The sequence below is a fragment of the Streptomyces sp. NPDC001056 genome (genome assembly GCF_053598955.1).
Map to the genome: position 1 here is coordinate 89,002 of NZ_JBSFLI010000012.1, position 24,004 is coordinate 113,005.

A 24,004-nucleotide genomic window follows, 5' to 3' on the forward strand; every position below is an offset into this window, starting at 1 on the left:
CGGACGCTTCGGCCGTCAAGCCCGTACCGGGCCAGGTCGTCAGGCTCGGCCGCGACCACCGTCCCGAAGGCAGGAGCAGCAACGATGCAGTATGTGAAGCTCGGTTCGACGGGCCTGGACGTGTCGCGCGTCTGTCTGGGCTGCATGACCTACGGGGTGCCGGAGCGCGGCAACCACGAGTGGACCCTGGACGAGGAGGCCGCCCGTCCGCTGATCCGGCAGGCGCTGGAGGCCGGCATCACCTTCTTCGACACCGCCAACGTCTACTCCGACGGCACCAGCGAGGAGATCGTCGGCAAGGCCCTCAAGGACTTCACCCACCGCGACGGGATCGTGCTCGCCACCAAGGTCCACGGCCGGATGCGGCCGGGCGCCAACGGTGCCGGGCTGTCCCGCAAGGCGATCATGACCGAGGTCGACCACAGCCTGCGCCGCCTCGGCACCGACTACGTCGACCTCTACCAGATCCACCGCTACGACCACGCGACGCCGATCGAGGAGACGATGGAGGCGCTGCACGACGTGGTCAAGGCGGGCAAGGCCCGCTACATCGGGGCCAGTTCGATGTACGCGTGGGAGTTCTCCAAGGCGCAGTACACGGCGGAGCGGCACGGCTGGACGAAGTTCGTCTCCATGCAGGACCACTACAACCTGCTCTACCGCGAGGAGGAGCGGGAGATGCTGCCGCTCTGCGTCGACCAGGGCGTGGGCGTGCTGCCGTGGAGCCCGCTCGCCCGGGGCCGGCTCACCCGCGACTGGGGCACGGTCACCGAGCGCAGCGAGCACGACGACTTCGGCAGCAGGCTGTACCAGGAGGGCGACCGCTCGATCGTGGCGGCCGTCACCCGGATCGTCGGGGAGCGGGGCGTCTCGCGCGCCCAGGTGGCCCTCGCCTGGCTGCTGCACCAGGCCCCGGTGACCGCGCCGATCGTGGGCGCCGCCAGGCCGCGGCACATCGAGGACGCGGTCGCCGCCGTCGGACTCACGCTGTACGACAAGGAGATCGAGGAGCTGGAGCGGCCGTACACGCCGCGGGCGATCAGCGGCCACTGAGCGCGCCGGGCCGGCCGGCGGGGCCCGTTCGGCTCAGTGGGGTCCGTGCGGCGCGAACTCCGTGCCGCACGGACCCGCGCCCTCGCACTCCGGCGGCGGGACCCGCTCGCCGGACCTCGTGAGGGTCCGGTAGGAGGCCCCGATGCGCCGTGCCGAGCGGCCCACGTAGTGCCCGATGAAGGTGCCCGGAACCGGTCGGCGGTGCGGTGGGGGCCGGAGCCTTGCACCAGGCTGCCGTGGAAGAACAGCACGTCGCCCGGGGCCAGATGGACGGGCACCGGGGCGAGTCCGGGCGGCGGCGGGACGTACCCGCGGGCGAACGACAGCTCCTCGTCCGCCTGTCCGGGGCAGAAGAGGTCCATCCGGTGGGTGCCGGGCACCACTTCGAGGCCCCCGTTGTCCCGGTCGATCGGCTCGCACGCCACCCACGCGGCCCCACAGGTGCCCGCTCCACCCGCAGAAAGAAGTTGTCCTGGTGCAGCGCCTGCCCCCGCACCCCCGGTGGCTTGAAGCAGAACATGCTCTGCGCGGCCGGCGCCTCCTCGCCCAGCAGCGCCTCCAGCACCGGACGCAGCCGGGTGTCGAGCAGGAAATCCCGTGCCAGGGCGTTGAATTCGTGCGGCCGCATCACCCTCGGGTAGCGGCGCAGCGGATCGGGGTCGGCCGGGTCGGGCGCGAAGTGCCCCGGCACCGGGCCCGCCGCGTGCGGTGCCGCGAACTCGGCGCACAGCCGGGCGGTCTCCTCGTACCCGAACAGCCCTGGCACGACGATGAATCCCCGCTCCTCGAAGTGCGCCCTCCCGCCCGGTGCCTGCCGCGCGGGGCGACGGCCGTGAGTACGACGGGCGTTCAGGGGTGGCGCGGCGGCGGAGGGGGGATGGTGGCGAGCCCCGGGGCCGGTTCGGGCCAGACCAGGAGAACCGGGCAGGGGGCGTGGTCGACGACGAAGCGGCCCGCCGGACCGAGGCTGTGCGGCCCGAGCCGGGAGCGGTCGCCGTCCCGGGCCAGCACCAGCAGGTCGGCCCTCTCGGCGGCGGCCACCACCGCCCGCTCGACCCGGCCCGCGCGCTCCTCGCGCACACAGGACCGGCCGAGGCGTTCGGCCGCCGCGGCCAGCAGTTCGGCCGCCGAGGAATCGCCCAGCTCCTCCAGCCGGACACCGGGATCGCGCTCCGGGTGCCCGCGGCCCAGCAGCCCCGCGAACGCGCCGTGCGCGACCCCGGGCACATCGGGGCCGCTGACGTGCAGCAGCACCACCTCGGCGGACTCCGGCGCATGCGCGCGCACGGCGTCCACACAGGCGGGCCAGGTGCCCTCGACCAGCCAGGCGATCACACGCATCGGGTCGGCCTCCCGTCAGAGAACGTGCAGCGACCCCCACAGTGCCACCACCGCGACCGCGAGGGAGGACGGCACGGCGAGCAGCCCCAGCCGGGTGAACTCGCGGAGGTTCACGTCGTGCTCGTGCTGGTGCACGATCCGCCGCCACAGCAGCGTGGCCAGCGAGCCGGCGTAGGTCAGGTTCGGGCCGATGTTCACCCCGAGCAGCACGGCCAGCACCGCGCCGGGGCCGACCGGCACCGCGAGCGGCAGCAGGACCAGCACCGCGGGCAGGTTGTTGACGATGTTCGCGAGGACGGCGGCCAGCGCGGCGGTCCCCAGCAGCGCGGGCAGCCCGGTGCCGCCCGGCACGACGTGCCCGAGCACATCGGACAGCCCGTTGTCCACCACCGCCCGCACCACGATGCCCAGCGCCAGCACGAACGCGAGGAACGCCGGGGCCGCGGCCTTCACCACGGTCAGCGGGGTCGCCTCGCGCCGCGCCAGCGCCCGCCCGGCCAGTACCAGCGCGCCGGCCGCCGCCACCCAGGCGGGCTCGACGCCGAAGGCCGAGGCCACCACGAACCCGGCCAGCGTGCAGACGACGGTCACCACCGCGAACCGGGGGAAGACGGGCGGCTCGCCGGTGTCCCGGCCCGCCGGGGCCGCCGCCGCGAGGTCACCGGCGAAGAACCGCCGGAACACCAGGTACTCGACGCCGATCGCCGCCAGCCACGGCAGCGCCATCAGCGCCGCGAACCGGGTGAAGCTCAGTCCGCTCGCCGCGAACGCCAGCAGGTTCGTCAGATTGGACACCGGCAGCAGCAACGACGCCGTGTTCGACAGATGCGTGCAGGCGTACACATGTGGCTTGGGGCGTACGCCGGTGCGCGCGGCGGTGGCGAACACCACTGGGGTGAGGAGCACGATCGTGGCGTCCAGGCTGAGTACGGCGGTGATCGCGGAGGCGAGCACGAAGACCGCCGTGAGCAGCCGTACCGGACGCCCGGCCGCCCAGCGGGCCATCCACGCCCCGCAGGCCCGGAAGAGCCCCTCCACGGCACAGAAGTGGGCGAGCACCAGGACCGCCGCGAGGAAACCGACCACCGGCCCCAGCCGCTCCACCTCCGCGCGGGCGTGATCGAGGGAGATGGCGCCGGAGACGATCGCGATCCCGGCGGCCGGGACGGCCATCACCGCCTCGGGCCACCCGAAGGGGCGTACGACGGCGAAGACGAGTACCGCGAGGAGCAGTACGGCCGAGAGTGCTTCGGCGAGCGGGCTGTTCAGGGCGGGTCCCTCCGGAATCGATCACGCTTTCCCGCCCATGAAAACAGATGCCCCGGCCGCCCGATGACGGCCGGGGCGGGACGCGTCAGGGAGCGGTGCCGGGGCTGAGCACGCTGAGGGACACGGACGAGGAGTTCCCGGAGACGGGCACCTCGCCGCCCGTCCACGTCACCTTCAGATGGTCCCGTTCATCCGGAGGGGTGATCAGCAGCGCGGCCGGTTTCGCGGTCTTCGCGCCGCTGACCCCGGGATTGGAGAAGGACAGCCCGGCCCAGGCGCTCTGGCCCGGCCGAAGGGTGACGGTCGTGGCGGAGCCCGACGCGCGCCGGGGGTCGGGTCCGAGCTGGGCGCCGCTCGCGTTCACGAAGGCCGCGCCCGGGAAGCCGCGCACCGTGCAGGTGCGGCCGGAGGCGTTGGTGAGCACCAGGGGGAAGTTCTCCTGTCCGGCGCCCGGGTCGTTGCGGCCCACGGAGGCGCGCAGTTCGGAGGTGTGGCAGCGGGTGCTCGCCACGGGGGTCGTCCCGCCGCCGCCCGAGGTGGCGGTCGCCCGGGACGCCGCCGTCGAGGGGGCGCCGGTGGGCGCCGAGGAGGCGGGGGAGGAGGTGGCCGCGGTGCCGGACGCCGGTGGCGTCGAGTCGCCGGTCGCGGGCGCGGCCGTACCCGAGGCCGTCATGGGCGGATTGCTGTGCACGGTCTGGCCGTTGCCACAGGCGGTCAGCAGGCCCAGCACGGCGACCGAGCCCGCGAACAGGGCCCCGCGCCGCGCGGACCGTGGGGTGTACACCATGTCGCTCAACACTCCTGGAGGATCGGGGCACGCGGTGGACGCGTGCCTACGGTGCCGAGTGCGCCGTCACCCCACTCCGATGCACGGACCGTGGGAAAAGTTCGGAACACAGGGGTTCTTTTCCCCGCTTCGGCCCCCGGCCGACCCCTCAGCGCACCCGCAGTGAACGCAGTACGCCATCGGTGGCGTCGCCGTCACCCCGCTGGCGTAGCTGCACATAGACCTGCGGCTCGGCGGCGCCGCCCGCCGGGACCAGCGCGGACTCGGTGATCGAACCGCCGTCCGGACAGCCGGTCCAGGCCCGCACCAGCCCGCGCCACCCGGTGCTGCGGAAGCCGCGGCCGCCGGCGTAGCGGCAGCCGGTGTGCGCGAGCCCCTTCACCCGGGCGGTGACATCGCCGTGCTCGCTGACCCCGACGAACACACCGTCGACGGGAGCGCCGAGGTCGGGCCAGCGGGACAGGCTGGACGCCACCACGAGACCCGGCTCGTGCCCCGCGCGCAGGCCCAGCGCGCGCGGGTCCCAGCCGGAGTCGCGCAGTTCGCGGTCCCAGGCGGCGGGCACCCGGACACTCACCCTGCCTTCCGAGTCCGCCACCCGGGCCTGCTCCGCGGTGCCGCCACGGTGGATCACCACGGTCACGGTGACCGCCGCGACCGCCGCCGCGACCAGGGCGGCCACGGACAGCGTCACCGCGTTCAGCCGGCCGCGCACCCTGTCCGGTCGCCGCAGCCCGGACCCCGCCGCCAGCCGGTCCAGCTCGGCCGCGAACTCCCGCGCGCCCGGCCAGCGTCGGGCCCGGTCCGGCTCCAGCGCGCGCATCAGGGCCCGCGCCACGTCGTCGCCGAGGGCAGGGCGCAGCCGCGCGGGCGGTACCACCCTGCCCGGCGGACCCGGCACGCTCCCGGTGACCAGCTCGTAGCCGACCGCGCCCAGGCTGTAGACGTCGGCCCGCTCGTCGATACCCGCGCCGGGCTCCGCCTGCTCCGGCGGCCGGTAGCCCGCCGAGCCCGCCGCCAGGGTGAGCACCGAGCCCTGCGCCAGGCTCTTGGCGAGCCCCAGATCGGCCAGCAGCACCCGCCGGGTGCCGTCCGGGGCGGTGTGCAGCAGCACATTGGTCGGCTTGATGTCGCGGTGCACGATCCCCGCCTCGTGCAGCGCGGCGGCGGCCCGCGTCGCCTCCGCCGTCAGCGCCAGCGCCTCCGGCACCGGCAGCGGACCGTCCTCCAGCAGATCGGCGAGGGTGCCGCCGTCGGCGTACTCCATCACGAAGTACGGCCTGCCGTCCGGGAGTTCACCGATGTCGTAGACCTGTACGACCCGGCTGGACCCGGCCCGGCGCAGCAGCCGCGCCTCGGACAGGAAGCGGTCCCGGACGTCCAGCCGGTGCGACCAGTTCTCGGCGAGGACCTTCACCGCGACCGGGGCCTCCAGCTCCGGGTCGTGGGCGAGCCACACGGTGGCGAAGGCACCGGTGCCCAGCGGTCGTTCGAGACGGTACCGGCCGATCCGCTCCAGGGAGTGCATACGGCTATCATGCCTGCCCTGAGATCGACTCGAAGGGGGTCCGCGACGTGCGGGACGAGTCGCCGGTGGAGGAACTCGCCCGGCGTGCCGCCACCGGGGACGCCGAGGCCCTGGACCGGCTGCTGGCCGAGCTGCGGCCCGAGGTCGTACGCCGCTGCGGGCGCTTCCTGCCCTGCCGGGAGGACGCCGAGGAGGCCGCCCAGGACGTGCTGCTCCAAGTGGCCCGGCACGTGGGCACCTTCGAGGGCCGCAGCCGCTTCGGCACCTGGCTGTACACCGTGGTCGCCAACTGCTGCCGGCAGAAGTACCGCGAGCTGAAGCGGCGGGCCGCCGAACAGCCCGTCGCCATCGACCAGGAGCACGCCGTCGACCCGCGCACCACCAGCGTCATCGCCGGTTCCCGGGTGGACCTGCTGGAGGCGCTGGAGCGGCTGGAGCGGGAGCATCCGCAGCTGGTCGCGCCGCTGGTGTACCGGGACATCTGCCAGCTGGACTACGCCGAGGCCGCCGAGCGCGCGGGCATTCCGCTCGGCACCTTCAAGTCCCGTCTGCACGAGGCCCGCAGACAGGTGCGGCCCTGGCTCACGGGCTTCTGACGACGGCTACCGGTCCTCCTCGAACAGCGGCAGCTCCGCCCAGATCGTCTTGCCGCCCGCGGTGTGCCGGCTGCCCCAGCGCTGGGTGAGCTGGGCGACCAGCAGCAGCCCCCGGCCGCCCTCGTCGAAGGTCTTGGCCCGGCGCAGGTGCGGGGCGGTGGGACTGGTGTCGGAGACCTCGCAGGTCAGCGTGGTCGCGTCATGGATCAGCCGGAGCCGGATCGGACGGGCGCCGTAGCGGATGGCGTTGGTGACCAGCTCGCTGACCACCAGCTCCGCTGTGAACGTGGCCTCGTTGAGCCCCCAGACGTCCAGCTGCTCCACCGCCTTCTTGCGGATCGGCCCGACCAACGCCGGGTCCGCCGGGACGTCCCAGCTCGCCACCTGGGAGGCGGGCAGGCCCTGGGTGCGGGCGAGCAGCAGCGCCACGTCGTCGGAGGCGCCGCCGGAGGGCAGCAGGGTGTGCAGGATGTGGTCGCAGGAGGCGTCGAGCGAGCCGGCGTGCGCGCCCAGCGCCTCGAAGAGCATTCCGCGTCCGACGTCGCTCTCCCGCTCCCGGGACGTGACCAGGCCGTCCGTGTACAGCGCGAGCACGGTGCCCTCGGCCAGCCGCACCTCGGCGGACTCGAAGGGCAGCCCGCCCAGGCCCAGCGGCGGTCCCGCGGGCAGTTCCAGCTCGTGCGGGCGGCCGCCCGGCGGCAGCAGCACGGGAGGCGGATGCCCGGCGCGGGCCAGCGTGCAGGTCCGCGACACCGGGTCGTACACCGCGTACAGACAGGTCGCGCCGACCCCCGCGCCGCCGTCGCCGGCCTCCTCCGCGAGCCGCAGCACCAGGTCGTCCAGGTGGGTCAGCAGTTCGTCCGGGGCCAGGTCGATGTCCGCGAGGGTGCGTACGGCGGTGCGCAGCCGGCCCATGGTGGCCGAGGCCTGGATGCCGTGCCCGACCACGTCCCCGACGACCATCGCGACCCGCAGTCCGGACAGCGGGATCAGGTCGAACCAGTCGCCGCCCACACCCGCCCGCGCCGCCGGCAGATAGCGGGAGGAGGCCTCCAACGCGGCCGTGTGCGGCAACGTGCGGGGCAGCAGGCTGCGTTGCAGGGCGAGCGCGGTCTCCCGCTCGCGCGAGTAGCGCCGGGCGTTGTCGATGCAGACCGCGGCCCGGGTGGTGATCTCCTCGGCCAGCATCCGGTCGTCCGCGTCGAAGCCGTCCGGGCGCCGGTGCCGGATGAACACCGCGACACCCAGGGTGAGGCCGCGGGCCAGGACCGGGACCGACATCGCGGAGTGGATGCCGAAGAGGCGCACCGACCGGGTGCGCGCGCTGTTCCAGTTCATCCAGGCGCCCATGTCGCCCGCGATCTTCGAGGCGATGATGGTGCGGCCCGCGGTCAGCGAGTCCGCCTGCGGGGAGCCGGCCGGGTAGCGCTCGGTCTGCCCCGGCTTCATCACCGCCTCCGGCACCCCCTCCAGGATCGAGCGGTGGGCGGCCCGGCGCAGGGTGACCGGGGTGGCGACGCGGGCCGGCGGCTCACCGCCGTACTCCTCGGGGTCCAGCAGGTCGATGGTGACGAAGTCGGCGAGCGCCGGCACGCACATGTCGGCCAGTTCCTGCGCCGTGCGGGTGACGTCGAGGGTGGTGCCGATGCGCACGCTCGCCTCGTTGACCAGCTGAAGCCGCTGCCGGGCCCGCTGGTTGTCGCTGACGTCGTGCGCGGCCAGGCACACGCCGCGCACCCGGCCCGCCCGGTCCTTCACCGGGGCCATCCGGGCGAGCCAGGCGTGCGCCCGGCGCTCGCCGCTCGCCCGCATGAAGGTCTGCACGTCCAGCGGCCGGCCGGTGGCCAGCACCTCGCGCATGCCCCGCGCCAGCTCCTCGCTCTGCGGACCCTCGACCAGCTCCGTGAAGCGCAGGCCCCGCGCGTGCTCCTCCGGAAGCCCGGAGAGCGCGGCCATGGCGTCGTTCATCCGGCGCAACCGCAGCTCCTCGTCGTACACCGCGACGGCGCACGGCGACTGGACCAGGCCCGCCTCGGCCAGCGGATCGTCCTCGGCGGGCGGCTCCGTGCCGGTCAGCGGGGCGACCAGGGTCCACCGGCCCCCGGCGCCGTCGGCGGCCCGGTGGTGCCGGGCGAGCAGCCACACGTCGACGCTGTGGCCGTCGCGGTGACGCAGCGCGAGCGTGCCGTGCCACTGCGGGCCCCGGGGCAGGGCGGGGGCGGGGCCGGTGAGCAGATCGGTGGCGGGGCGGCCCACGACGGCTTCGGCGGGGTGGCCGAGCAGGCGCCGCGCGCCCTCGTTCCACTCCACCAGCGTTCCGTCGTCATCGATGACAGCTCGGGCCGTCGCCGCCTTGTCGAACGGATAGCCCCGGCTCATCGTCGCCGCTCCCAAGCGCACACTCACAGTGATCAGGTGGCACGTCTCGCGGCTTCCAGCCTAGTGCTTCGCGTACGGGGGTGAGCGCCGGGGCGGTGGGGGCGGATCTGCGCCGCGCCCTGCCGTGGCGCCGCGGGAGACGGCCGCCGCACCGCTGGGGGAGACGGCCGCCGCGCCGCTGGGGGAGACGGCCGGCGCGGTGGTCACTTCGCGTCGTGGAAGACCAGGCCCAGTGTGCGCCGCCGTCCGGAGCGTACGGTGCTCACCCCGTGCCGCATCGCGCCGGCCGACCAGCCGCGGCGGGAGCGCACGGGGCGGTCCCGGGTGGTGAAGACCAGCCCGTGCCCCTGGCGCAGGGCGGTCGCCGTGCCCCGGGACTGGGCGCGCGGCCGCTGTTCGACCATCAGGAACTCGCCGCCGGTGTAGTCGCCGCCGTACACGTCCAGGGCGATCACCACCTGGAGCGGGAAGACCAGGTCCCCGAACACGTCGCGGTGCAGTGCGTTCCAGTCGCCGGGACCGTAGCGGAGCAGGATCTGCGCCGAGCGGTCCTGGCCCGCGGCGTGGCAGCGGTCCAGCCACTCCTCCAGGGTGTCGGGCCAGGGCGCCGGGCGGCCGAGACGGGACGCCCAGTCCCTGGCGAGGGGGAGCAGCCGGGGGTAGAGCGCGGCGCGCAGTGCGGCCACCGGGGCGGGCAGGTCGTGGGTGAAGTAGCGGTACTCGCCGGAGCCGAACCGGTGCCTGGCCAGATCGACCGTGGTGCGGAACAGCCGCGGTTCGTCGTACAGGGCGGCCAGATCGGCGCACTCGGAGGGCGTCAGCAGCGGCCCGGTGGCGGCGCAGCCGAGCGCGTCCAGCTCCGCCGCGAGCGATGCCCAGTCCGTGCCGGCCACCCGGCGGCGGGCCTCGGCCGGGGTGAACCTCATCAGCGGTGACTCCTTGGACTCTTCGGTGGTGTGTTCTCGGATCAGGGCGGCCTGGAGCGCGCCCTCGTGGGTGAGCAGCCGGACCTTGGCGTCGGTACCGCCCGCGTACCCGCGCATCGAGCCGTCCGCGCCGATCACCCGGTGACAGGGGCGGACCAGCAGATGGGGGTTGGCGCCGAGGGCCCGGCCCACGGCCTGGGCACGGGCCCTGGGCAGGCCCAGGCGCGCGGTCAGTTCGCCGTAGGTGATCGTCGTCCCGTAGGGGATGTCCTCCAGGGCCCGCCAGACCGCCCGCTGGAACGGCGTCCCGGTGGCGGTGAGGGGCAGTTCGAAGCGCGGGAGCCGGCCCGCGAAGTACGCGTCGAGCTGCCGGTGCGCCTCGGCGAACGGGCGGTCGTCACGCTCCCCGGACGGGTTCTCCCCGGCGGGCAGGGACAACGAGGTGAGGGTGAACCCGGCGGGGGAGCGCGCCCCGGTCAGCAGCAGCTCGCCCAGGGGACTGGGGTGGAGGGTGTGGACGGTGCTCATCGGTCCTCCTCGGAAGGTTTCCGTTCCGCGGTCGAGTCTGCCGCGCCGAACGGCTTGGTACCGGCGGGGATCGGACATGGCCCTGCGCCGCCCCGGGTAAGAGTCGGTACCGCAATGGATATGAGCTGACCTGCGGATATTTACGACTGAGTACCCGAGGGGTACGGTTTGGCCCATGCCAGCTCTCAACGTGGAGTTCAGTGACCGGGAACTAGAGGACCTGCGGCAGATCGCCAAGGAGCGCGGTACGTCGATGAAGGCCCTCGTCCGCGAGGCCGCCGCCGCCGACATCGCCCGGCACCGGGCGCTGAAGGAGGGCGCCGAGGCGTTCCGCAGCTTCTTCACCACGCACGCCGAGGAGTTCGCCGCCGCGTTCCCCGAGGACGAGCCGCCCGCGCGGGGCGAGGCCGCCTGAGTGATGCCGCCCGTCATCCATATCGATGTCCCGTGGCTGCTCCAGCGGCACGAGGAGGTCCTGCCCGAACAGCCCGCGGTCGACGACTTCTCCGCGCTGGTCGCCGCCGTCGCCCGGCACCGGGTGGACCCGCCCCGGCTCGGCGTGGACTCCGATCCCGCCTGGCGTGCCGCCGCCCTGCTGCACACCCTCGTCCTGCTCAAGCCGCTGCCCGCGGCCAACGCCCGCTTCGCCTGCGCCACCGCGGTCGCCTACATGTTCGTCAGCGGCGTCGGCATCGACCCGCCCTACGGTGCGCTGGTGGACCTCGCCCGTGATCTGATCTCCGGCAAGACGGATGTGTACGGGGCCGCCGACCGGCTCCGCTCCTGGCAGATCTGAACGTCCCCGCGCGGGAGGCCGGTCGGGACGGACCGTCCGCCGGCTTCCCGGAACGTACCCTGTGCGCCGCCCGCCGTCGGCCCCTGCCCGCGCCCGCCGCGCACAGTCTGTCCCGCGATCCGCGACTCCTGTCGCAGTCCGTCGGCCGGGAGGGAAGCTGGTGCGGCGGTGGCCGAGGTCACTGCCAGGACGCGCGTGGACGTACGCGACCGGGCCACCAACCGGCTCTTCACCGACCCGCCTGAACGCGGCCGCACCATCGGCACGGTGAGCGCCGTCGCCGGCCTCGTCTCCGGTGGCGGCGCGCTGCTCAGCGGTGCCCCGACCGACCTGATCGGCCGGCAGGCGCCGTGCTCTGCCTCGCCCTCGCGGCGGCCATGCCTCGCCACGCGCCCCGCCGGGGACGACTCGCCACGGATGCCTCGCTACGGACGCCCCGCCAGGGATGAGGCGCCGGGGACGCCTCGCTACGACGGGACGCGCCCCCGCTACAGCAGGGCCGCCTGGGCGGACTCGGCGACCAGCCGCGCCAGCGCCCGCTCGTCCTCCTCGGCGGCGGGCATGAACACCACCAGATGCTGGCCCGGCGTCTCCGCCACGTCCAGCTTGGTGTAGTTGAGGTCCAGCCGCCCGGCCGTCGGATGGCTGAAGCGCTTCAGGGTCGGCCGGAACGCCTGCACGGGGTGCTCGGACCACAGTGTGCGGAACTGGCCGCTGGACCGGGTCAGGGTGTCGATGAGCGCCGCGGTCCGCGGATCGTCGGGGTTGCGGCCCACCGAGATCCTGAACTGGCCGAGGATGTCGCGGACTTCGCGCTGCCAGTCGACCAGCAGCGACTGCATCTGCGGCCGGGTGAACAGCAGCCAGATGCTGTTGCGCTCCTCCTGCGGCAACTGGTCGAGACCGCCGACCAGGGAGGCGTAGGCGCGGTTCGCGGCCAGCAGGTCCCAGCTGTCGTTGATCACGTGCGCCGGGAACGGGTCGAGGGTCTCCAGCAGCTTGCGCAGGGTCGGGTTGACCGCGACCGGCTCGGGCCGCTCGGCCGGCAGCGCCGTCTCCGCCAGGGTGAACAGGTGCCGACGCTCGGCCTGGGTGAGCTGGAGCGTGTGCGCGAGCGCCTCAAGGACCTGTCGGCTCACCCGGATGTCCCGGCCTTGTTCGAGCCAGGTGTACCAGGTCAGGCTCACGCCGGACAGCTGGGCGACCTCTTCGCGGCGCAGTCCCGGGGTACGGCGCCGCCGTCCGGGAGTCAGCCCGGCCTGCTCGGGGGAGAGCGCCTCCCGCCGGGACCGCAGGAACGCCGCAAGAAGCTCACGCTGCATGCCGGTCATACAAGCACCTTCCGAACGGCCTTGTCCTGGTGGTCATTACACCAGCATGACCGCCCCTCTGTACCCGCTTCACGAGGGGCCGCACGCTGTTTCCGTGACCACGTCATCCACCACCGCGGGTATCCACAGCCCCGCTCCCGCCTCGTCCTCGCCCGCCTGGGGAAGGCCCGTCGCCGTCCTCGCCCTCGGCTCGTTCGCCATGGGCACCGACTCCTTCGTCCTGGCCGGCATCCTCCCGCAGATCGCCCACGGCCTGCACATCTCCACCGGCGCCGCCGGGCAGACCATCACCGCGTTCGCCCTGACCTACGGGCTCGCGGCGCCCTTCCTGGCCGCGCTGACCAGCCGGCTGCCCCGCAAGCCCCTGCTCGCGGTCGCGCTCGCGCTGTTCGTGCTCGCCAACCTCGCCTCCGCCGCCGCGCCCAACCTGCCCTTACTGCTCACGGCACGCGTCGTCGCGGGCCTCGGGGCGGCCCTGTACACCCCGAACGCCTCCGCCGCCGCGGCCGCGCTCGCCGGGCCCGCCCGCCGCGGCCGCGCGCTGTCGGTGATCCTGGGCGGTCTGACCGTCGGCACCGTCTTCGGGGTCCCTGTCGGCACCGCCATCGGCCAGCACCTGTCCTGGGAGGCCGGCCTCGTCTTCGTCGCGGCCGTCGGCGTGCTGGCCCTGCTCGGCGTCCTGCTGGTGCTGCCCGGCCTGCCGATCCCGCCGGCGATCCCGCTCGCTCGGCGGTTCGCCGTGCTGGCCAACCGGCGGGTCTTGGCGATCGTCGCCTTCATGCTCCTGGCCAGCGGCGCCGGCATCATGGTCTACACCTACACCGCGACCGTGCTCGGGCAGATCGCCCACATCCACGGCACCGGCCTCGCGACCGCGTTGCTCGCCTGGGGCGTCGGCGGCGTCTTCGGCTCCTTCGGCAGCGGCTGGCTCACCGACCGGCTGGGCGCCGCACGCACCCTCACCCTCGCCACCGCCCTGCTGATCGTCACCCTCGCGGCGCTCACGGTTAGCACCTCGATGGTCGCCGTGATCGTCGTCATGGTGCTCAACGGCGCCGCCGGCTGGGCCGTGGCCACGCCGAACAACCACCGGCTGACCGCGCTCGCGCCGACGCTGCCCAGCGTCGTGATCTCCTTCAACTCCTCCGGCATCTACCTGGGCCAGGCCCTCGGCGCGGCCCTCGGCGGCATCCTGGTCGACCGCGGCGTGACCGCCCGCGTGCTGTGCCTGACCGGCGTCGGCATCGCCCTCGTGGCCGGGGCCGTGCACGCCCTGATCCCGCGCCCGGCCCCGGAGTCCTGAACGCCGTGGAACGGCCCGGAGGTTCACCCGTCCCCACGCGCCCGAGCCGGCGACCGGCAGGAGACTGCCGGTCGCCGGCTTTCGCGTGCGTGCCTCGGCGGGGCGGCCGCGGCGGTGATCACCGCATGAACACGAGGAGTCATGGAGGCGGTCTCGGGCGGCCGCGCCGGAATGTTTCCGGACGATTAAATAACCGCTTATTTTCAGCCGATTGACGACTTCCCAGGGGCGGCCGCCGCCCAGTTCCCGGGTCCCGTCGTTCGAATTCCGTGACTTCACGCCACTGCTTCAACACGAAAGGTTACCGAAACGTGTGGGGTCGATGTGTGTTTCGGCGGGGGACTCGGCAGAGTGGCGCTCGCCGCTCCGACGTCCCACCGGAAACGGAGCCGGCACCCGTCTAGTTCGAGCGGAAGGATGCACACCATGCGGAACACCGCGCGCTGGGCAGCGGCCCTCGGCCTCACCGCCGTCGCCGTCTGCGGCCCCCTGACCGGGGCCGCCGTCGCCGCCCCGGACGCCGCCCCGGCCTCGCTCTACGCCCCCTCGGCGCTGGTGCTGACCATCGGCCACGGCGGCGACGCGGCCACCGCGACCCCCGAACGCGCCGTCACCCTCAGCTGCGCCCCGGGCGCCTCCGGTACCCACCCGGCCGCCCCCGAGGCCTGCGCCGAACTGCGCGCCGTCGGCGGCGACTTCGACGCCCTCACGGCGCGCGAGGACGTGTGGTGCAACAAGCTGTACGACCCCGTGGTCGTCACCGCCCAGGGTGTGTGGCAGGGCCGGCGGGTCTCCTATGAGCGGACCTTCGGCAACTCCTGCGAGCGGGACGCCGTCGGCGGCAGCCTCTTCGCGTTCTAGCGAAGGCTGCCCGAGGACCGGGATCGCAGGGGCTCCGTGGCCACCGGATCAGGACCGTGACTGGGGAGTGCGGCCCTCTCGGAGCGGGGTACCCGCGATCTCGCGCCGGACCGTCGGGCGAAGTGGGGTCGCCCGTCGGCTTGCCGGCACACTGAGCCGCTCCCCGGGCAGGTCCGTGGGGGGCCTACCGGGGAGCGGCGAAAAACGAACGGTGCTCAGGCCTTGCGGCGATGACTTGTGTCGCACCAGGGGTAGCGACGACTGCGTCGGCAGGTGCACAGAGCGACACGGAAACGGTCCGAGGACACCGTCGTACCGTCCTCCAGTTCGACCTCGACCGGCCCCTCCACGAGCAGCGGACCCCGCCGCTGCACGGTGATCCGGCGGGCGCGGCCGGCGGGTTCGTGGGCGCGTTCAGCGGGTTCGTTCGGCACGGATCACCACCAGCTCTTCCGTTCTCTCGTGCGGCGCGAGCAGCCCGCGTCGGCGCAGCCACTCCTCCCGGGAGCGCAGCACCGGACCGAGGTCGATCCAGCGCCGCCGCACCACCGCGGCCTTCAGGCCCGCGTCGCGCAGCAGTTCCAGGGAGCGCTCCGGATCGCTCAGCGCGGACTGCACGAGCAGCACCACGCCCCGGGGGCCGAGCAGCGGGGGCGCGTCCCGGCAGATCCGGTCCAGCAGCAGCCGCCCGTCGTGGCCCGCGTCCCAGGCCCGGGACCGGCCGCGCGGCCCGTGCCCGGAGTGCGGCGCGGGCACGTAGGGCGGGTTCGCGAGGATCACGTCGTACGTCCGTCTGCGCACCGGGGTGAAGAGGTCGCCGCGCAGGATCCGCACCGGCACCCGGGTCAGCCAGGCATTGAACCGGGCCGTCCACACCGCCCGTCGGGACACGTCCACCGCGGTCACCTCGGCACCCCGCCGGGCCGCCGCGAGCGCCAGCGCCCCGCTTCCGGTGCCCACGTCGAGCACCCGCGCCCCGGTCGGCAGGGCCTCCTCGCGCAGTGCCTCGGCCAGCAGCGCGGTGTCGTCCTGAGGGGCGTAGACACCTGGAATCAACAAAGTGATCACATTCCGCGAGTACCCGGACATGACGGATATATGGGTCATATCGCGCTCGGCTGCCCGAGGGGGACGCGCAGCGCGGACCGCCCTGCGCGCCACGCGTCCAGCAGCCGCCTGGCGAGCCGGTCCTCCAGGTACTCGGTCGCGTCGACGCCGAAGGCGATGTCGGCCGCCAACTCGGGCTCCTCCTCCAGTAGTCCGCCGATGACCTCGTGGCGGACCACCTGCTCGTGCACCGCGTCCGCCTCCACGTGCTCGTCGTAGAAGAACTGCGCGGCCTCTCCCGCGCCGGTGCGGCGCAGCGCCTCGGCGAGCCGCCGGGAGCCGGGGGAGGAGGTGATCTCCACCTCCGCGAAGTGGCCGACCAGTGCCCCGCGCAGCGCACGGTGCAGGCCGAACAGGGACATCAGGTTGACGACGGCCAGCATCTCGGCCGGGGCCGCGTCCAGGTAGCGGCCGTACTCCGCGTCCAGGTCCAGGTCCCGCATCAGATCGGCGAACAGGCGCGCGTGCACCCGTTCGGCCCGGCCGCCGCCGAACTCGTCGTACTCCACCGCCGCCATCGCCGCCTTCGCCCGGCCCCACAGCCGGGGCAGCACCCAGGCGTGCGGATCGGCCTCCTTCAGGTGGTACAGGGAGCGCTGCGCCGCGTACTCCCGCAGCTGCCACGACTCGCCCTCGGCGCACAGGAAATGGGTGACGCCGGTGCCGTCGACCGGTTCCACCAGGAGCGCGCCGAGCGCGGCGTCCAGGCTCTCGTGCACCGGCGTGTCGGCACGCAGCGCGGCCAGGAAGCGGCGCTCCAGCAGGGCCCGCAGGCGCAGCAGGTCCGGGTCCCACTCGGCCTCGGGGGGCACGCCCGCGAAGCCGCGGTAGTGCAGCTCGTAGCAGAGGTACAGGGCGAGCTGCGCGTCGTCGCCGTAGGGGTCCTCGGCGCCGGTGGGTTCGGGCAGCGGTCCGGCGCCGCGCAGATGGCCGACGAGCGCGGCGGACAGCGGTCCCCGCGCGGGCGGCAGCTCGGGTCCTCGTGGGTTCATGGCGACCGGGTACCCGGGCTCGGCCAGGTCAGTGCCGCCGTCCGGGTGCCGTCCGGTCACCCTGGGACTGCTCCTGGGCCCCCGCGTTCGGGGTGAGGGCGTCCGCCGCCTCGCCTCCGCCGTCGCCCTTCTCGCCGTGCCGCTCGGCCTCCCCGACCTCGTGCAGCACTTCCTCCAGCGCCGTCTCGGGCCGTTTCTCGTCCCCGCCGGACATGGCGTCTCCTTTCGCCGGGGTCGTCCTGATCCGCACCGGCTACCCGCTGCGGCCGTCCCCAAGCGTGGCCGAGGGGCCGCCGTCTCCCTGCGGACGGCGGCCCCTCGGCTCGGCCGGCCCCTCGGTTGCTCCTCCGGCGGGACGGCTCCTCGGGCGCGGCCCGGCTCGGCGGAGCGCGCGGACCGGGGCTGTCCCAGGACGCGGGCGGTCACATGTGGACGACCGTCGCCGTGCCCGCGTCCTGGCGCGGCACCCCGCGCCGGTAGAGCAGGAAGGCGAGTACCGCGCCCGCGGCGAAGAAGCCGGCCGACCACCAGAAGGCGGTGGTGTAGCTCTCGATCGTCGCCTGTGCCTGGACCAGCTTGCTGGTGGCGTCACGGCCGGCCACGTAGTGGGTCGCGGCACTGGTCGCGAGAGTGTTCAGCAGGGCCGTGCCGACCGAACCGCCCACCTGCTGCATCGCGTTGACGCTCGCGGAGGCCACGCCTGCGTCCTCGGCCGCGACCCCGCCGGTGGCCAGCTGCATGGCCGGCGGCATCACCAGGCCGAGGCCCAGGCCGGTCACGATCAGCTGCGGCAGGACGGCGCTGCCGTAGTGCGAGCCGAGGCCGATGCCGGTCAGCCAGGCCATGCCGGCCATGGCGATCGCGAAGCCCAGCGGGATGACCGCCTTCGGTCCGACCCGGGGCACCAGCAGCGTGGTGCCGAGCTGCGCGGCCACCATCAGCGCGCCGACCATCGGCAGGAACGCCACGCCCGTCCTCGTGGGGCTGAAGCCGAGGTTGAGCTGGAGGTAGTAGGTGAGGAAGAGGAACACGCCGAACATGCCGGCGCCGGTGATCAGCACCGCGAGGAAGGACGCCGCCCGGTCGCGGTCCAGCAGGATCCGCAGCGGCAGCAGCGGGTGCGCGGCACGGGTCTGCCACCAGGTGAACGCGGCGAGCAGCAGCCCACCCGCGAGCAGGAAGCCCCAGGTCAGCGGGGAGTGCCAGTGGTGCGTCTCGGCATTCGAGAATCCGTAGACCACGGAGAAGAGACCGGCGGCGACCAGGACGGTGCCGGGCACGTCCAGCTTGGCGTGTCCCGCGTCGCGGTGGTTGCCCAGCAGGATCCAGCCGCCCGCGAAGGCGACGACCGCGATGGCCACGTTCACGTACAGCGTCCAGCGCCAGTCCAGGGCGTCGGTGAGCAGCCCGCCGAGCAGCAGGCCGACCGCGCCGCCGGCGCCGGCGATCGCGCCGTAGACGCTGAACGCGCGGGCCCGCTCGCGGGCGTCGGTGAACGTCGTGTTGAGCAGGGACAGCGCGGCCGGCGCGAGCAGCGCGCCGAACGCGCCCTGGAGGGCGCGGGCGGTGACCAGCATGGCGAAGCCGTTCGCGGCGCCGCCGAGCGCGGAGGCCGCGGCGAAGCCGACGACGCCGACGAGGAAGGCCGGCTTGCGGCCGAACAGGTCGGCGATGCGGCCGCCGAGCAGGAGCAGCGAGGCGAACGCCAGCGCGTACGCGGTGACGATCCACTGCCGGTTGCCGTCGGAGAAGCCGAGGTCGCGCTGGGCGGAGGGCAGGGCGATGTTCACGATCGTCGCGTCGAGGACCACCATCAGCTGGGCGACGGCGATCACCGCGAGGATCCACCACCGCCGGGCGGAGGCGTCGTGCTGTGCGGCGACCCCTGCCCCCGTTCGGGGGGCGTCGGTCAGGGTTTTCTGGGACATGGGGAACCACTCCAGGGAAGTCGTTCACGCGTGGGACGTGCGCCGGACATAAACGAAACGGTTTCGTACGCCTTGAGGCTAGACGAGCCTCAGCGAAACGGCAACGTTTCGATGGTGCGCCCGGTGCGGCGCACCATGGACGACTTGGCGGGAACCCGGGAACCCCCGTCCGAGGGCCGCGCCCGCTTCACGCTCACCGATGTCCTCGGCGCGCCCGGCGACGCAGCGTCGCCGCCCTCCCCCCTCCCCCCGAGGCGCCCCGGTGCGGGCCTGGACCGCCCCGCCGCGCCCCCGTCCGCGGCGCTTCCACATGCGGGGAGTTTCAGGCTGTGGCGCCCTGGAAGCACCGCGAAGGTTCGGCCCAGGAGCTCGCGGACCCTGCACGCCGTCGCAGTGAGGTCGCCACCATGTCCCAAGCCCCGCCCCCCGCAGGACCGTCGAACCGCGCCCGGCCGGTGACGAAGTCCGGCCCGGCGGCGGCCCACGACGCCCGGCCCGCCGATCAGCCGGCCCCGCGCGGCACGGCCCTGGTGACCGGCGCGTCCTCCGGTATCGGCGCCGCCGTGGCCCGCCGGCTGGCCGCCGAGGGCGGCTGGCGCCTGGTGCTCAACGGCCGCGACCTCACCCGTCTGGAGCAGGTGGCCGCCGAGGTGTCGGCCGTGACCGTCGCCGCGGACCTCAACCGGCCGGGCGCCGACCGCAAGGTGGCCGAGGCCGCCCTCGACCACCTCGGCCGCGTGGACCTGGTCGTGGCGGGCGCCGGCGTCGGCTGGGCCGGAGACTTCACCGGCATGCCCCGCGCCCGCATCGAGGAACTCGTCGGCACCGACCTGCTGGCCACCCTGCACCTCGTGCGCGGCCTGCTGCCCCACATGGTCGCGGCAGGGTCCGGGCGGATCGTGCTGCTCGGTTCCGTCGCGGGCAGCGTCGGCGTGCGCGGCGAGGCGGTGTACTCCGCGGTCAAGGCCGGCGTGGCCGTGTTCGCCGACGCACTGCGCTACGAGCTGCGCGACACCGGCGTCGGCGTCACCCACGTGGTCCCCGGCGTGGTCGACACCCCCTTCTTCGACCGGCGGGGCGTCCCCTACCGGCGGTCCCGGCCCCGGCCGGTGCCGCCCGAGCGGGTCGCGGACGCCGTGCTCACCGCCGTACGGCGCGGCACGGACGAGGTCTACGTCCCCGGCTGGCTGCGGCTGCCCGCCCGGGTGCGCGGCGCCGCGCCGGGGCTCTACCGGCGGCTCGCCGCCCACTTCGGGTGAGCGACCGTGCTGACCGTCGGACTGGCTCTGTGCTCGGCGCTGGCGAACGCGGCCTCCTCGGTGCTGCAACGCCGGGCCGCCGCGGTGCACGCCCCGGCGGAACACGGCGGGGCGGGCGGGATGCTGCGGGGGCTGCTGCGGCTGCTGCGGCGCCCGGACTGGCTGGCGGGCGTCGGCCTGCTGATGCTGTCCGCCGTGCTCCAGGGCTGGGCGCTCGGCGTGGGCAGCCTCTCCCTGGTGCAGCCGCTGCTCGCCACCGAACTGCTGTTCACGCTGCTCGTGGGCAGCCTCGTCTTCCGGCGCCCCCCGGACCGCCGTACCTGGACGGCGTTCGTCGCCCTCGCCGCCGGTCTGGCCGTCTTCCTGCTGTCGGCCGCGCCGCGGCCGGGCCGCGCCGACGCGACGTCCCGGGCGTGGCTCATGGCGGGCGGAGTGGCCTGCTGTGTCGTGGTGCTGCTGGTGCTGGCCGCCCGTACGGTGCGCGGGGCGGCCCGCGCGGTGCTGTTCGGCCTCGGCTCCGCCGTTTCCTTCGCGACCACCGCCGCGCTGCTCAAGGAGACCGTGGGGCAGCTGCGGTTCGGGCCCGGTGTGATGTTCTCCCACTGGTCGCCGTACGCCACCGCCGCCGTCGGGCTCGCGGCCTTCCTGCTGCTGCAGAGCGCGCTCGGCGCGGGGTCGCTGGCCGCGTCGCAGCCCGCGCTCACCCTGGGCGACGCGCTCACCAGCGTGGCGCTCGGCTGGGCGCTGTTCGAGGAGTCCGTGCAGCTCGGGCTGCGGATCATCCCGGAGATCATCGGCATCGCGCTGATCGGCGCGGGCAGCATCGGACTGGCGAACGCGCCCTCCGTCCGCCGGGGCTGGGACACGCCCGGCGAACGGGACGGCAGGCACCGGCGGACGCGCCATGAGTGAGCACGCGGCCCCGCCGTCCGCCCGCGCCCTTCGCGCGGCGGCCACGCTGCTGCCGCTCGCGCTCGCGGGCGCCCATGCCGCCCCGGCCGCCACGTGGCTCCCGGGCGTACGGCAGCGGCTGTTCCCCCGGCTCGCGGGCACCGGGAGCCACGACCACGTGGCCCTGACCTTCGACGACGGCCCCGACCCGGTCGCCACGCCGCGCTTCCTCGACGCGCTGGACGGGCTCGGTGCGCGCGCCACCTTCTTCGTGCTCGGCGAGCACGCGGCGCGCCATCCGGCGCTGGTCACGGAGACCGCCCGGCGCGGGCACGAGGTCGCGGTGCACGGCTGGCACCACGACCGGCCCTGGCGCCCCGCCCTCGCCCGCGAGTCCGAGGGCGTCGCCCGAGCCGCCCGCGCGGTACGGGACCTCACCGGCCACCGCCCCCGCTGGTACCGCCCGCCCTACGGCATCCTCACCTCCCCCCGCTGGCTGGCCGCCCGCCGCGCCGGCCTGCGCCCGGTCCTCTGGTCCGCCTGGGGCATGGACTGGCGCGCGGAGGCCACCCCGGAGTCGGTCCACGCGCTGGTCACCGCGCAGCTGTGGGGCGGCGGCACGATCCTGCTCCACGACTCGGACCGACTGGCCGCGCCGGGCTGCTGGCGGTCGGCCCTCGCCGCGCTGCCGGCCATCGTCGGGGACTGCCGGGAGGCGGGGTTGACGGTGGGGCCGTTGCGGGAGCACGGGCTGGGCTGATCCGTGGACGGCGGTTTCGGCGAATGCCCCGGCACCTCGGTCGGCCGGTCGAGCGCGCGACGGGCGGCTGTCGGCGCGTGCTCGACCGCCGCGTCGGTTCGGTCCGGCTGCCGCTGCCGCTGCCGCTGCCGCCGCCCGGACCGGACGATCTCCAGCCGGGACCTCTCGTGGTCCCGGACGTGCCGCGCGGCTGCTTGCCGAGCTGCGCCCGGGCCGCTCCCGGGTCCTGGCGCCTTCCCCGTCGGCACGTGTACGGCTCCGGTACGCCCTGTGGCGCGTGCGGAACACCGCCCGGAACCGGCCGCGCGGCCCCGCCCGTACCCGTCGGTCGACCCGACTGGCCGCCTCCTCCATGGCGTCGGGCCCGGTCCGTGCCACAGTGAAGCGGAGGCGCGCGTTCATGTCGGGCCCGCACGCGCGCCGCGGTGAGTACGGGAGGTGCCGTGAGTCGGTGGCGGCGCGGCCTGCACCGCGCATGGGCGTGGATCCGTCTCCAGGCCCTGTTCGAGCACGGCCGGGAGCTGGAGCTGATGCACCGGGCCATGGGTTTCGCCACCCTGGCACTGGTGACGCTGGCCCCGCTGCTCATCGTGGTCGCGGCCGCCGACCCGCTGGTGCAGGGCGGGTTCGCCTCCTGGCTGACCGACGGCATGGGGCTGTCCGGACGGTCGGCGCGCGTGGTCACGGACGTCATCAGCCCTCCGCACAGCGTCATCGGCACCACCAGCGCCTGGAGCGCCCTCCTGCTCGCCGTGTTCGGCGTGTCCTTCGGCGGCAGCGTGCAGAACGCCTACGAGCGCATCTGGGGCCTCGCCGCCGGGCCCTGGCACCGGGTCTGGCGGCAGGCCACCTGGCTGGTCGTGCTGACGGCGTACCTCTACCAGGAAGTCGCGACCAAGGCGGCGCTGCACGGCTCCCAGCGGATCATGCTGTCCGGGGTGAGCGGGGTGCTGTTCTTCTGGTGGGGGCAGCACTTCCTGCTGGGCAACCAGGTCCGCTGGCGCGAACTGCTGCCGGGCGCGCTGGCCACCGTGGTGGGCCTCGCGGGCCTGCGCGCCTTCTCCTACCTCGTCTTCACGCCCCTCATCGTCACCAACGCCCTGAGCTACGGCGCGGTCGGCACCGTCCTCGTCCTGGAGTCCTGGCTGATCGGCGTCGGCTTCGTCATCTACGGCGGCGCCGTGTTCGGCCGCTGGTTCTGCGAGCACCACTGGATGCCGGTCCACCACCGTGACGAGGACGAGGAGTCCTAGTGCCCGGCCGGAAACCGTTGCCCGAGCCGGGTGTGGTCGTCGCCCCGGGCATGGCGGGGTGGCGTGTCGACCCGCGGACGTCGCGTCGCCTCACCGGAGAGGGCCGGTCGGGCCCCGCGGCACCCTGTCGGCCCATCGCACCGGCGAGCCGTAGGCGGTCCACTGGAACCACCACCGGACGTCCGCAGGCAGAAGAGGCCCCGCCATGACCGGCACCACTCACCACACCAGTGGCACGACCCAGGCGCGAGAAACCGACGTGCACCGACTGGAGGTCACCCATGTCGGTGACGACGCCTACAGCGTCGACATCCGTGGGCACCGCGTCCAGGTCGACCAGCCCGTCGAGGCGGGCGGCACGGACACCGCGCCGACGCCCGTCGAGCTGTTCGCCGCTTCCCTGGCCACCTGTGTCGCCTTCTACGCGGGAAGCTACCTGCACCGCCACGGCCTGCCCCGCTCCGGACTGCGGGTCCGCGCGCAGTTCGTCATGGCCTCCGACTCCCCGGCCCGCGTCGCCTCCTTGCGGATCGTGATCGTCGCGCCGCCGGAACTTCCCGAGCGGCGCCGCGCCGGCCTGCTGGCCGTGGCCTCGCACTGCACCGTCCACAACACGCTCAAGCAGCCACCCGAGGTCGGCGTCGAGCTGGCGTGAGCCCCTGCCGGTGCCGACGGCCGTCCCGCCGGCACCGGCGTCGCGCCCTGCCTCCGCCGGGCGCGGCCACGCGGTGAGCACTTTGGGCGAGCTGTCCCTTCGCCCCTTCGCCCCTTCGCCCCTTCGTCCCCGCATCCCCTCGCCCTCGCCCTCGTCCCGGCGACCGGGGCCCGGCCGGGTCGGCGTCGGGCGCTCCGGTGAGCGCGGCGATCCCCGCAGCGGCTGCGGCTGCCATGAACCCGTCCGGACACCGGTGCCCGCGGTGTCTCGGCTCGGGAGGATCGACCTGGTGACCGCCGGATGATGGGTAACCCGGATGGCACCGTCGCGTCACAGGCGACGAGCCGTCATCTCTGCCATGCTGACGCCGTGTCATCCGGCACGGCGGCCCTTGCGGGGGTTTCCCGCACGCTGCCACCAGCGCCGGGGCATCCGGCACTCCGGTGTTCGGCCGTACGCGC

At 74.4% G+C, this 24,004-nt stretch carries 23 protein-coding genes and 2 pseudogenes; 11 read left to right on the plus strand and 14 right to left on the minus strand.

Annotation, left to right across the window (positions count from 1 at the left end; all coding sequences use genetic code 11):
* Positions 1 to 84 precede the first annotated feature (84 nt).
* The gene (locus ACWDD7_RS16760; protein ID WP_450457844.1) at positions 85 to 1,053 is read left to right on the plus strand and encodes an aldo/keto reductase; all 969 of its coding nucleotides are present in this window, start codon (positions 85 to 87) and stop codon (positions 1,051 to 1,053) included.
* Between the two features lie 33 nt (positions 1,054 to 1,086).
* On the opposite strand, the pseudogene ACWDD7_RS16765 reads toward ACWDD7_RS16760, so the two are convergent.
* The 5 genes and pseudogenes from ACWDD7_RS16765 to ACWDD7_RS16785 all read right to left on the minus strand — a co-directional run bounded on the left by ACWDD7_RS16765 (position 1,087) and on the right by ACWDD7_RS16785 (position 5,978).
* A pseudogene (locus ACWDD7_RS16765) lies at positions 1,087 to 1,825 on the minus strand (phytanoyl-CoA dioxygenase family protein).
* A 77-nt stretch (positions 1,826 to 1,902) separates the two neighbouring features.
* On the minus strand, positions 1,903 to 2,394 hold the full coding sequence (locus ACWDD7_RS16770) for a universal stress protein (RefSeq protein ID WP_392213467.1): 492 nt from the start codon (positions 2,392 to 2,394) through the stop codon (positions 1,903 to 1,905).
* Positions 2,395 to 2,409: 15 nt separating this feature from the next.
* Positions 2,410 to 3,663, minus strand: a complete 1,254-nt coding sequence (locus tag ACWDD7_RS16775; RefSeq protein ID WP_450457905.1) for an arsenic transporter — start codon at positions 3,661 to 3,663, stop codon at positions 2,410 to 2,412.
* Between the two features lie 85 nt (positions 3,664 to 3,748).
* Entirely contained in the window at positions 3,749 to 4,450 is a 702-nt protein-coding gene (locus ACWDD7_RS16780) for a DUF4232 domain-containing protein (protein WP_450457845.1), read from the minus strand.
* A 148-nt stretch (positions 4,451 to 4,598) separates the two neighbouring features.
* The gene (locus ACWDD7_RS16785; protein WP_450457846.1) at positions 4,599 to 5,978 is read right to left on the minus strand and encodes a serine/threonine-protein kinase; all 1,380 of its coding nucleotides are present in this window, start codon (positions 5,976 to 5,978) and stop codon (positions 4,599 to 4,601) included.
* A 47-nt stretch (positions 5,979 to 6,025) separates the two neighbouring features.
* Here ACWDD7_RS16785 and ACWDD7_RS16790 point away from each other — a divergent pair, with 47 nt between their 5' ends.
* Positions 6,026 to 6,574, plus strand: a complete 549-nt coding sequence (locus ACWDD7_RS16790; RefSeq protein ID WP_450457847.1) for an RNA polymerase sigma factor — start codon at positions 6,026 to 6,028, stop codon at positions 6,572 to 6,574.
* A 6-nt stretch (positions 6,575 to 6,580) separates the two neighbouring features.
* On the opposite strand, the gene ACWDD7_RS16795 is transcribed toward ACWDD7_RS16790, so the two are convergent.
* From ACWDD7_RS16795 to ACWDD7_RS16805, 3 genes and pseudogenes are all read right to left on the minus strand, one after another.
* The gene (locus ACWDD7_RS16795; protein WP_450457848.1) at positions 6,581 to 8,953 is read right to left on the minus strand and encodes a SpoIIE family protein phosphatase; all 2,373 of its coding nucleotides are present in this window, start codon (positions 8,951 to 8,953) and stop codon (positions 6,581 to 6,583) included.
* Positions 8,954 to 9,156: 203 nt separating this feature from the next.
* Complete coding sequence (locus ACWDD7_RS16800) at positions 9,157 to 9,879, minus strand: 2OG-Fe(II) oxygenase (protein ID WP_351871575.1); 723 nt, start codon at positions 9,877 to 9,879, stop codon at positions 9,157 to 9,159.
* A 69-nt stretch (positions 9,880 to 9,948) separates the two neighbouring features.
* Positions 9,949 to 10,698, minus strand: a pseudogene (locus tag ACWDD7_RS16805) (methylated-DNA--[protein]-cysteine S-methyltransferase); the annotation flags it as partial.
* Between ACWDD7_RS16805 and ACWDD7_RS16810 the strand changes: the two are divergent.
* Both ACWDD7_RS16810 and ACWDD7_RS16815 read left to right on the plus strand, forming a co-directional pair.
* The gene (locus tag ACWDD7_RS16810) at positions 10,583 to 10,822 is read left to right on the plus strand and encodes a hypothetical protein (protein ID WP_285561532.1); all 240 of its coding nucleotides are present in this window, start codon (positions 10,583 to 10,585) and stop codon (positions 10,820 to 10,822) included. The pseudogene ACWDD7_RS16805 and the gene ACWDD7_RS16810 overlap by 116 nt on opposite strands.
* Positions 10,823 to 10,825: 3 nt before the next feature.
* Positions 10,826 to 11,203, plus strand: coding sequence for a toxin Doc (locus ACWDD7_RS16815; protein ID WP_450457849.1), 378 nt, complete (start codon positions 10,826 to 10,828; stop codon positions 11,201 to 11,203).
* 488 nt (positions 11,204 to 11,691) lie between these two features.
* Here the strand turns inward: ACWDD7_RS16815 and ACWDD7_RS16820 are convergent, their stop codons facing one another.
* Positions 11,692 to 12,534, minus strand: a complete 843-nt coding sequence (locus ACWDD7_RS16820; RefSeq protein WP_351871451.1) for a helix-turn-helix transcriptional regulator — start codon at positions 12,532 to 12,534, stop codon at positions 11,692 to 11,694.
* Positions 12,535 to 12,628: 94 nt separating this feature from the next.
* Between ACWDD7_RS16820 and ACWDD7_RS16825 the strand changes: the two genes are divergently transcribed.
* Positions 12,629 to 13,837 (plus strand): MFS transporter, encoded by a 1,209-nt coding sequence (locus ACWDD7_RS16825; protein WP_450457850.1) that lies wholly within the window; start codon positions 12,629 to 12,631, stop codon positions 13,835 to 13,837.
* Positions 13,838 to 14,263: 426 nt separating this feature from the next.
* Positions 14,264 to 14,698 (plus strand): protease inhibitor, encoded by a 435-nt coding sequence (locus ACWDD7_RS16830; RefSeq protein WP_392213453.1) that lies wholly within the window; start codon positions 14,264 to 14,266, stop codon positions 14,696 to 14,698.
* Between the two features lie 215 nt (positions 14,699 to 14,913).
* Here the strand turns inward: ACWDD7_RS16830 and ACWDD7_RS16835 are convergent, their stop codons facing one another.
* From ACWDD7_RS16835 to ACWDD7_RS16855, 5 genes are all read right to left on the minus strand, one after another.
* A complete protein-coding gene (locus tag ACWDD7_RS16835; protein WP_351877044.1) occupies positions 14,914 to 15,132 on the minus strand; it encodes a CDGSH iron-sulfur domain-containing protein in 219 nt (72 codons plus the stop codon).
* Positions 15,113 to 15,787, minus strand: coding sequence for a HemK2/MTQ2 family protein methyltransferase (locus ACWDD7_RS16840; RefSeq protein ID WP_450457851.1), 675 nt, complete (start codon positions 15,785 to 15,787; stop codon positions 15,113 to 15,115). Before ACWDD7_RS16840 ends, ACWDD7_RS16835 begins: the two co-directional genes overlap by 20 nt.
* 14 nt (positions 15,788 to 15,801) lie before the next feature.
* Positions 15,802 to 16,797, minus strand: coding sequence for an iron-containing redox enzyme family protein (locus ACWDD7_RS16845; protein ID WP_450457852.1), 996 nt, complete (start codon positions 16,795 to 16,797; stop codon positions 15,802 to 15,804).
* Between the two features lie 28 nt (positions 16,798 to 16,825).
* Positions 16,826 to 17,011, minus strand: coding sequence for a hypothetical protein (locus tag ACWDD7_RS16850; RefSeq protein ID WP_450457854.1), 186 nt, complete (start codon positions 17,009 to 17,011; stop codon positions 16,826 to 16,828).
* 208 nt (positions 17,012 to 17,219) lie between these two features.
* Positions 17,220 to 18,725, minus strand: a complete 1,506-nt coding sequence (locus ACWDD7_RS16855) for an MFS transporter (protein WP_450457855.1) — start codon at positions 18,723 to 18,725, stop codon at positions 17,220 to 17,222.
* Between the two features lie 407 nt (positions 18,726 to 19,132).
* Here ACWDD7_RS16855 and ACWDD7_RS16860 point away from each other — a divergent pair, with 407 nt between their 5' ends.
* The 5 genes from ACWDD7_RS16860 (at position 19,133) to ACWDD7_RS16880 (ending at position 23,543) form a co-directional block, all read left to right on the plus strand.
* Positions 19,133 to 19,984 (plus strand): SDR family NAD(P)-dependent oxidoreductase, encoded by an 852-nt coding sequence (locus ACWDD7_RS16860; protein WP_450457856.1) that lies wholly within the window; start codon positions 19,133 to 19,135, stop codon positions 19,982 to 19,984.
* A gap of 6 nt (positions 19,985 to 19,990) precedes the next feature.
* Entirely contained in the window at positions 19,991 to 20,896 is a 906-nt protein-coding gene (locus ACWDD7_RS16865; protein WP_450457857.1) for a DMT family transporter, read from the plus strand.
* A complete protein-coding gene (locus ACWDD7_RS16870; RefSeq protein WP_351877038.1) occupies positions 20,889 to 21,635 on the plus strand; it encodes a polysaccharide deacetylase family protein in 747 nt (248 codons plus the stop codon). The genes ACWDD7_RS16865 and ACWDD7_RS16870 overlap by 8 nt, the downstream gene beginning before the upstream one ends.
* 443 nt (positions 21,636 to 22,078) lie before the next feature.
* On the plus strand, positions 22,079 to 22,888 hold the full coding sequence (locus ACWDD7_RS16875; RefSeq protein WP_392213443.1) for a ribonuclease BN: 810 nt from the start codon (positions 22,079 to 22,081) through the stop codon (positions 22,886 to 22,888).
* Positions 22,889 to 23,093: 205 nt separating this feature from the next.
* On the plus strand, positions 23,094 to 23,543 hold the full coding sequence (locus tag ACWDD7_RS16880) for an OsmC family protein (RefSeq protein ID WP_450457858.1): 450 nt from the start codon (positions 23,094 to 23,096) through the stop codon (positions 23,541 to 23,543).
* Positions 23,544 to 24,004 lie beyond the last annotated feature (461 nt).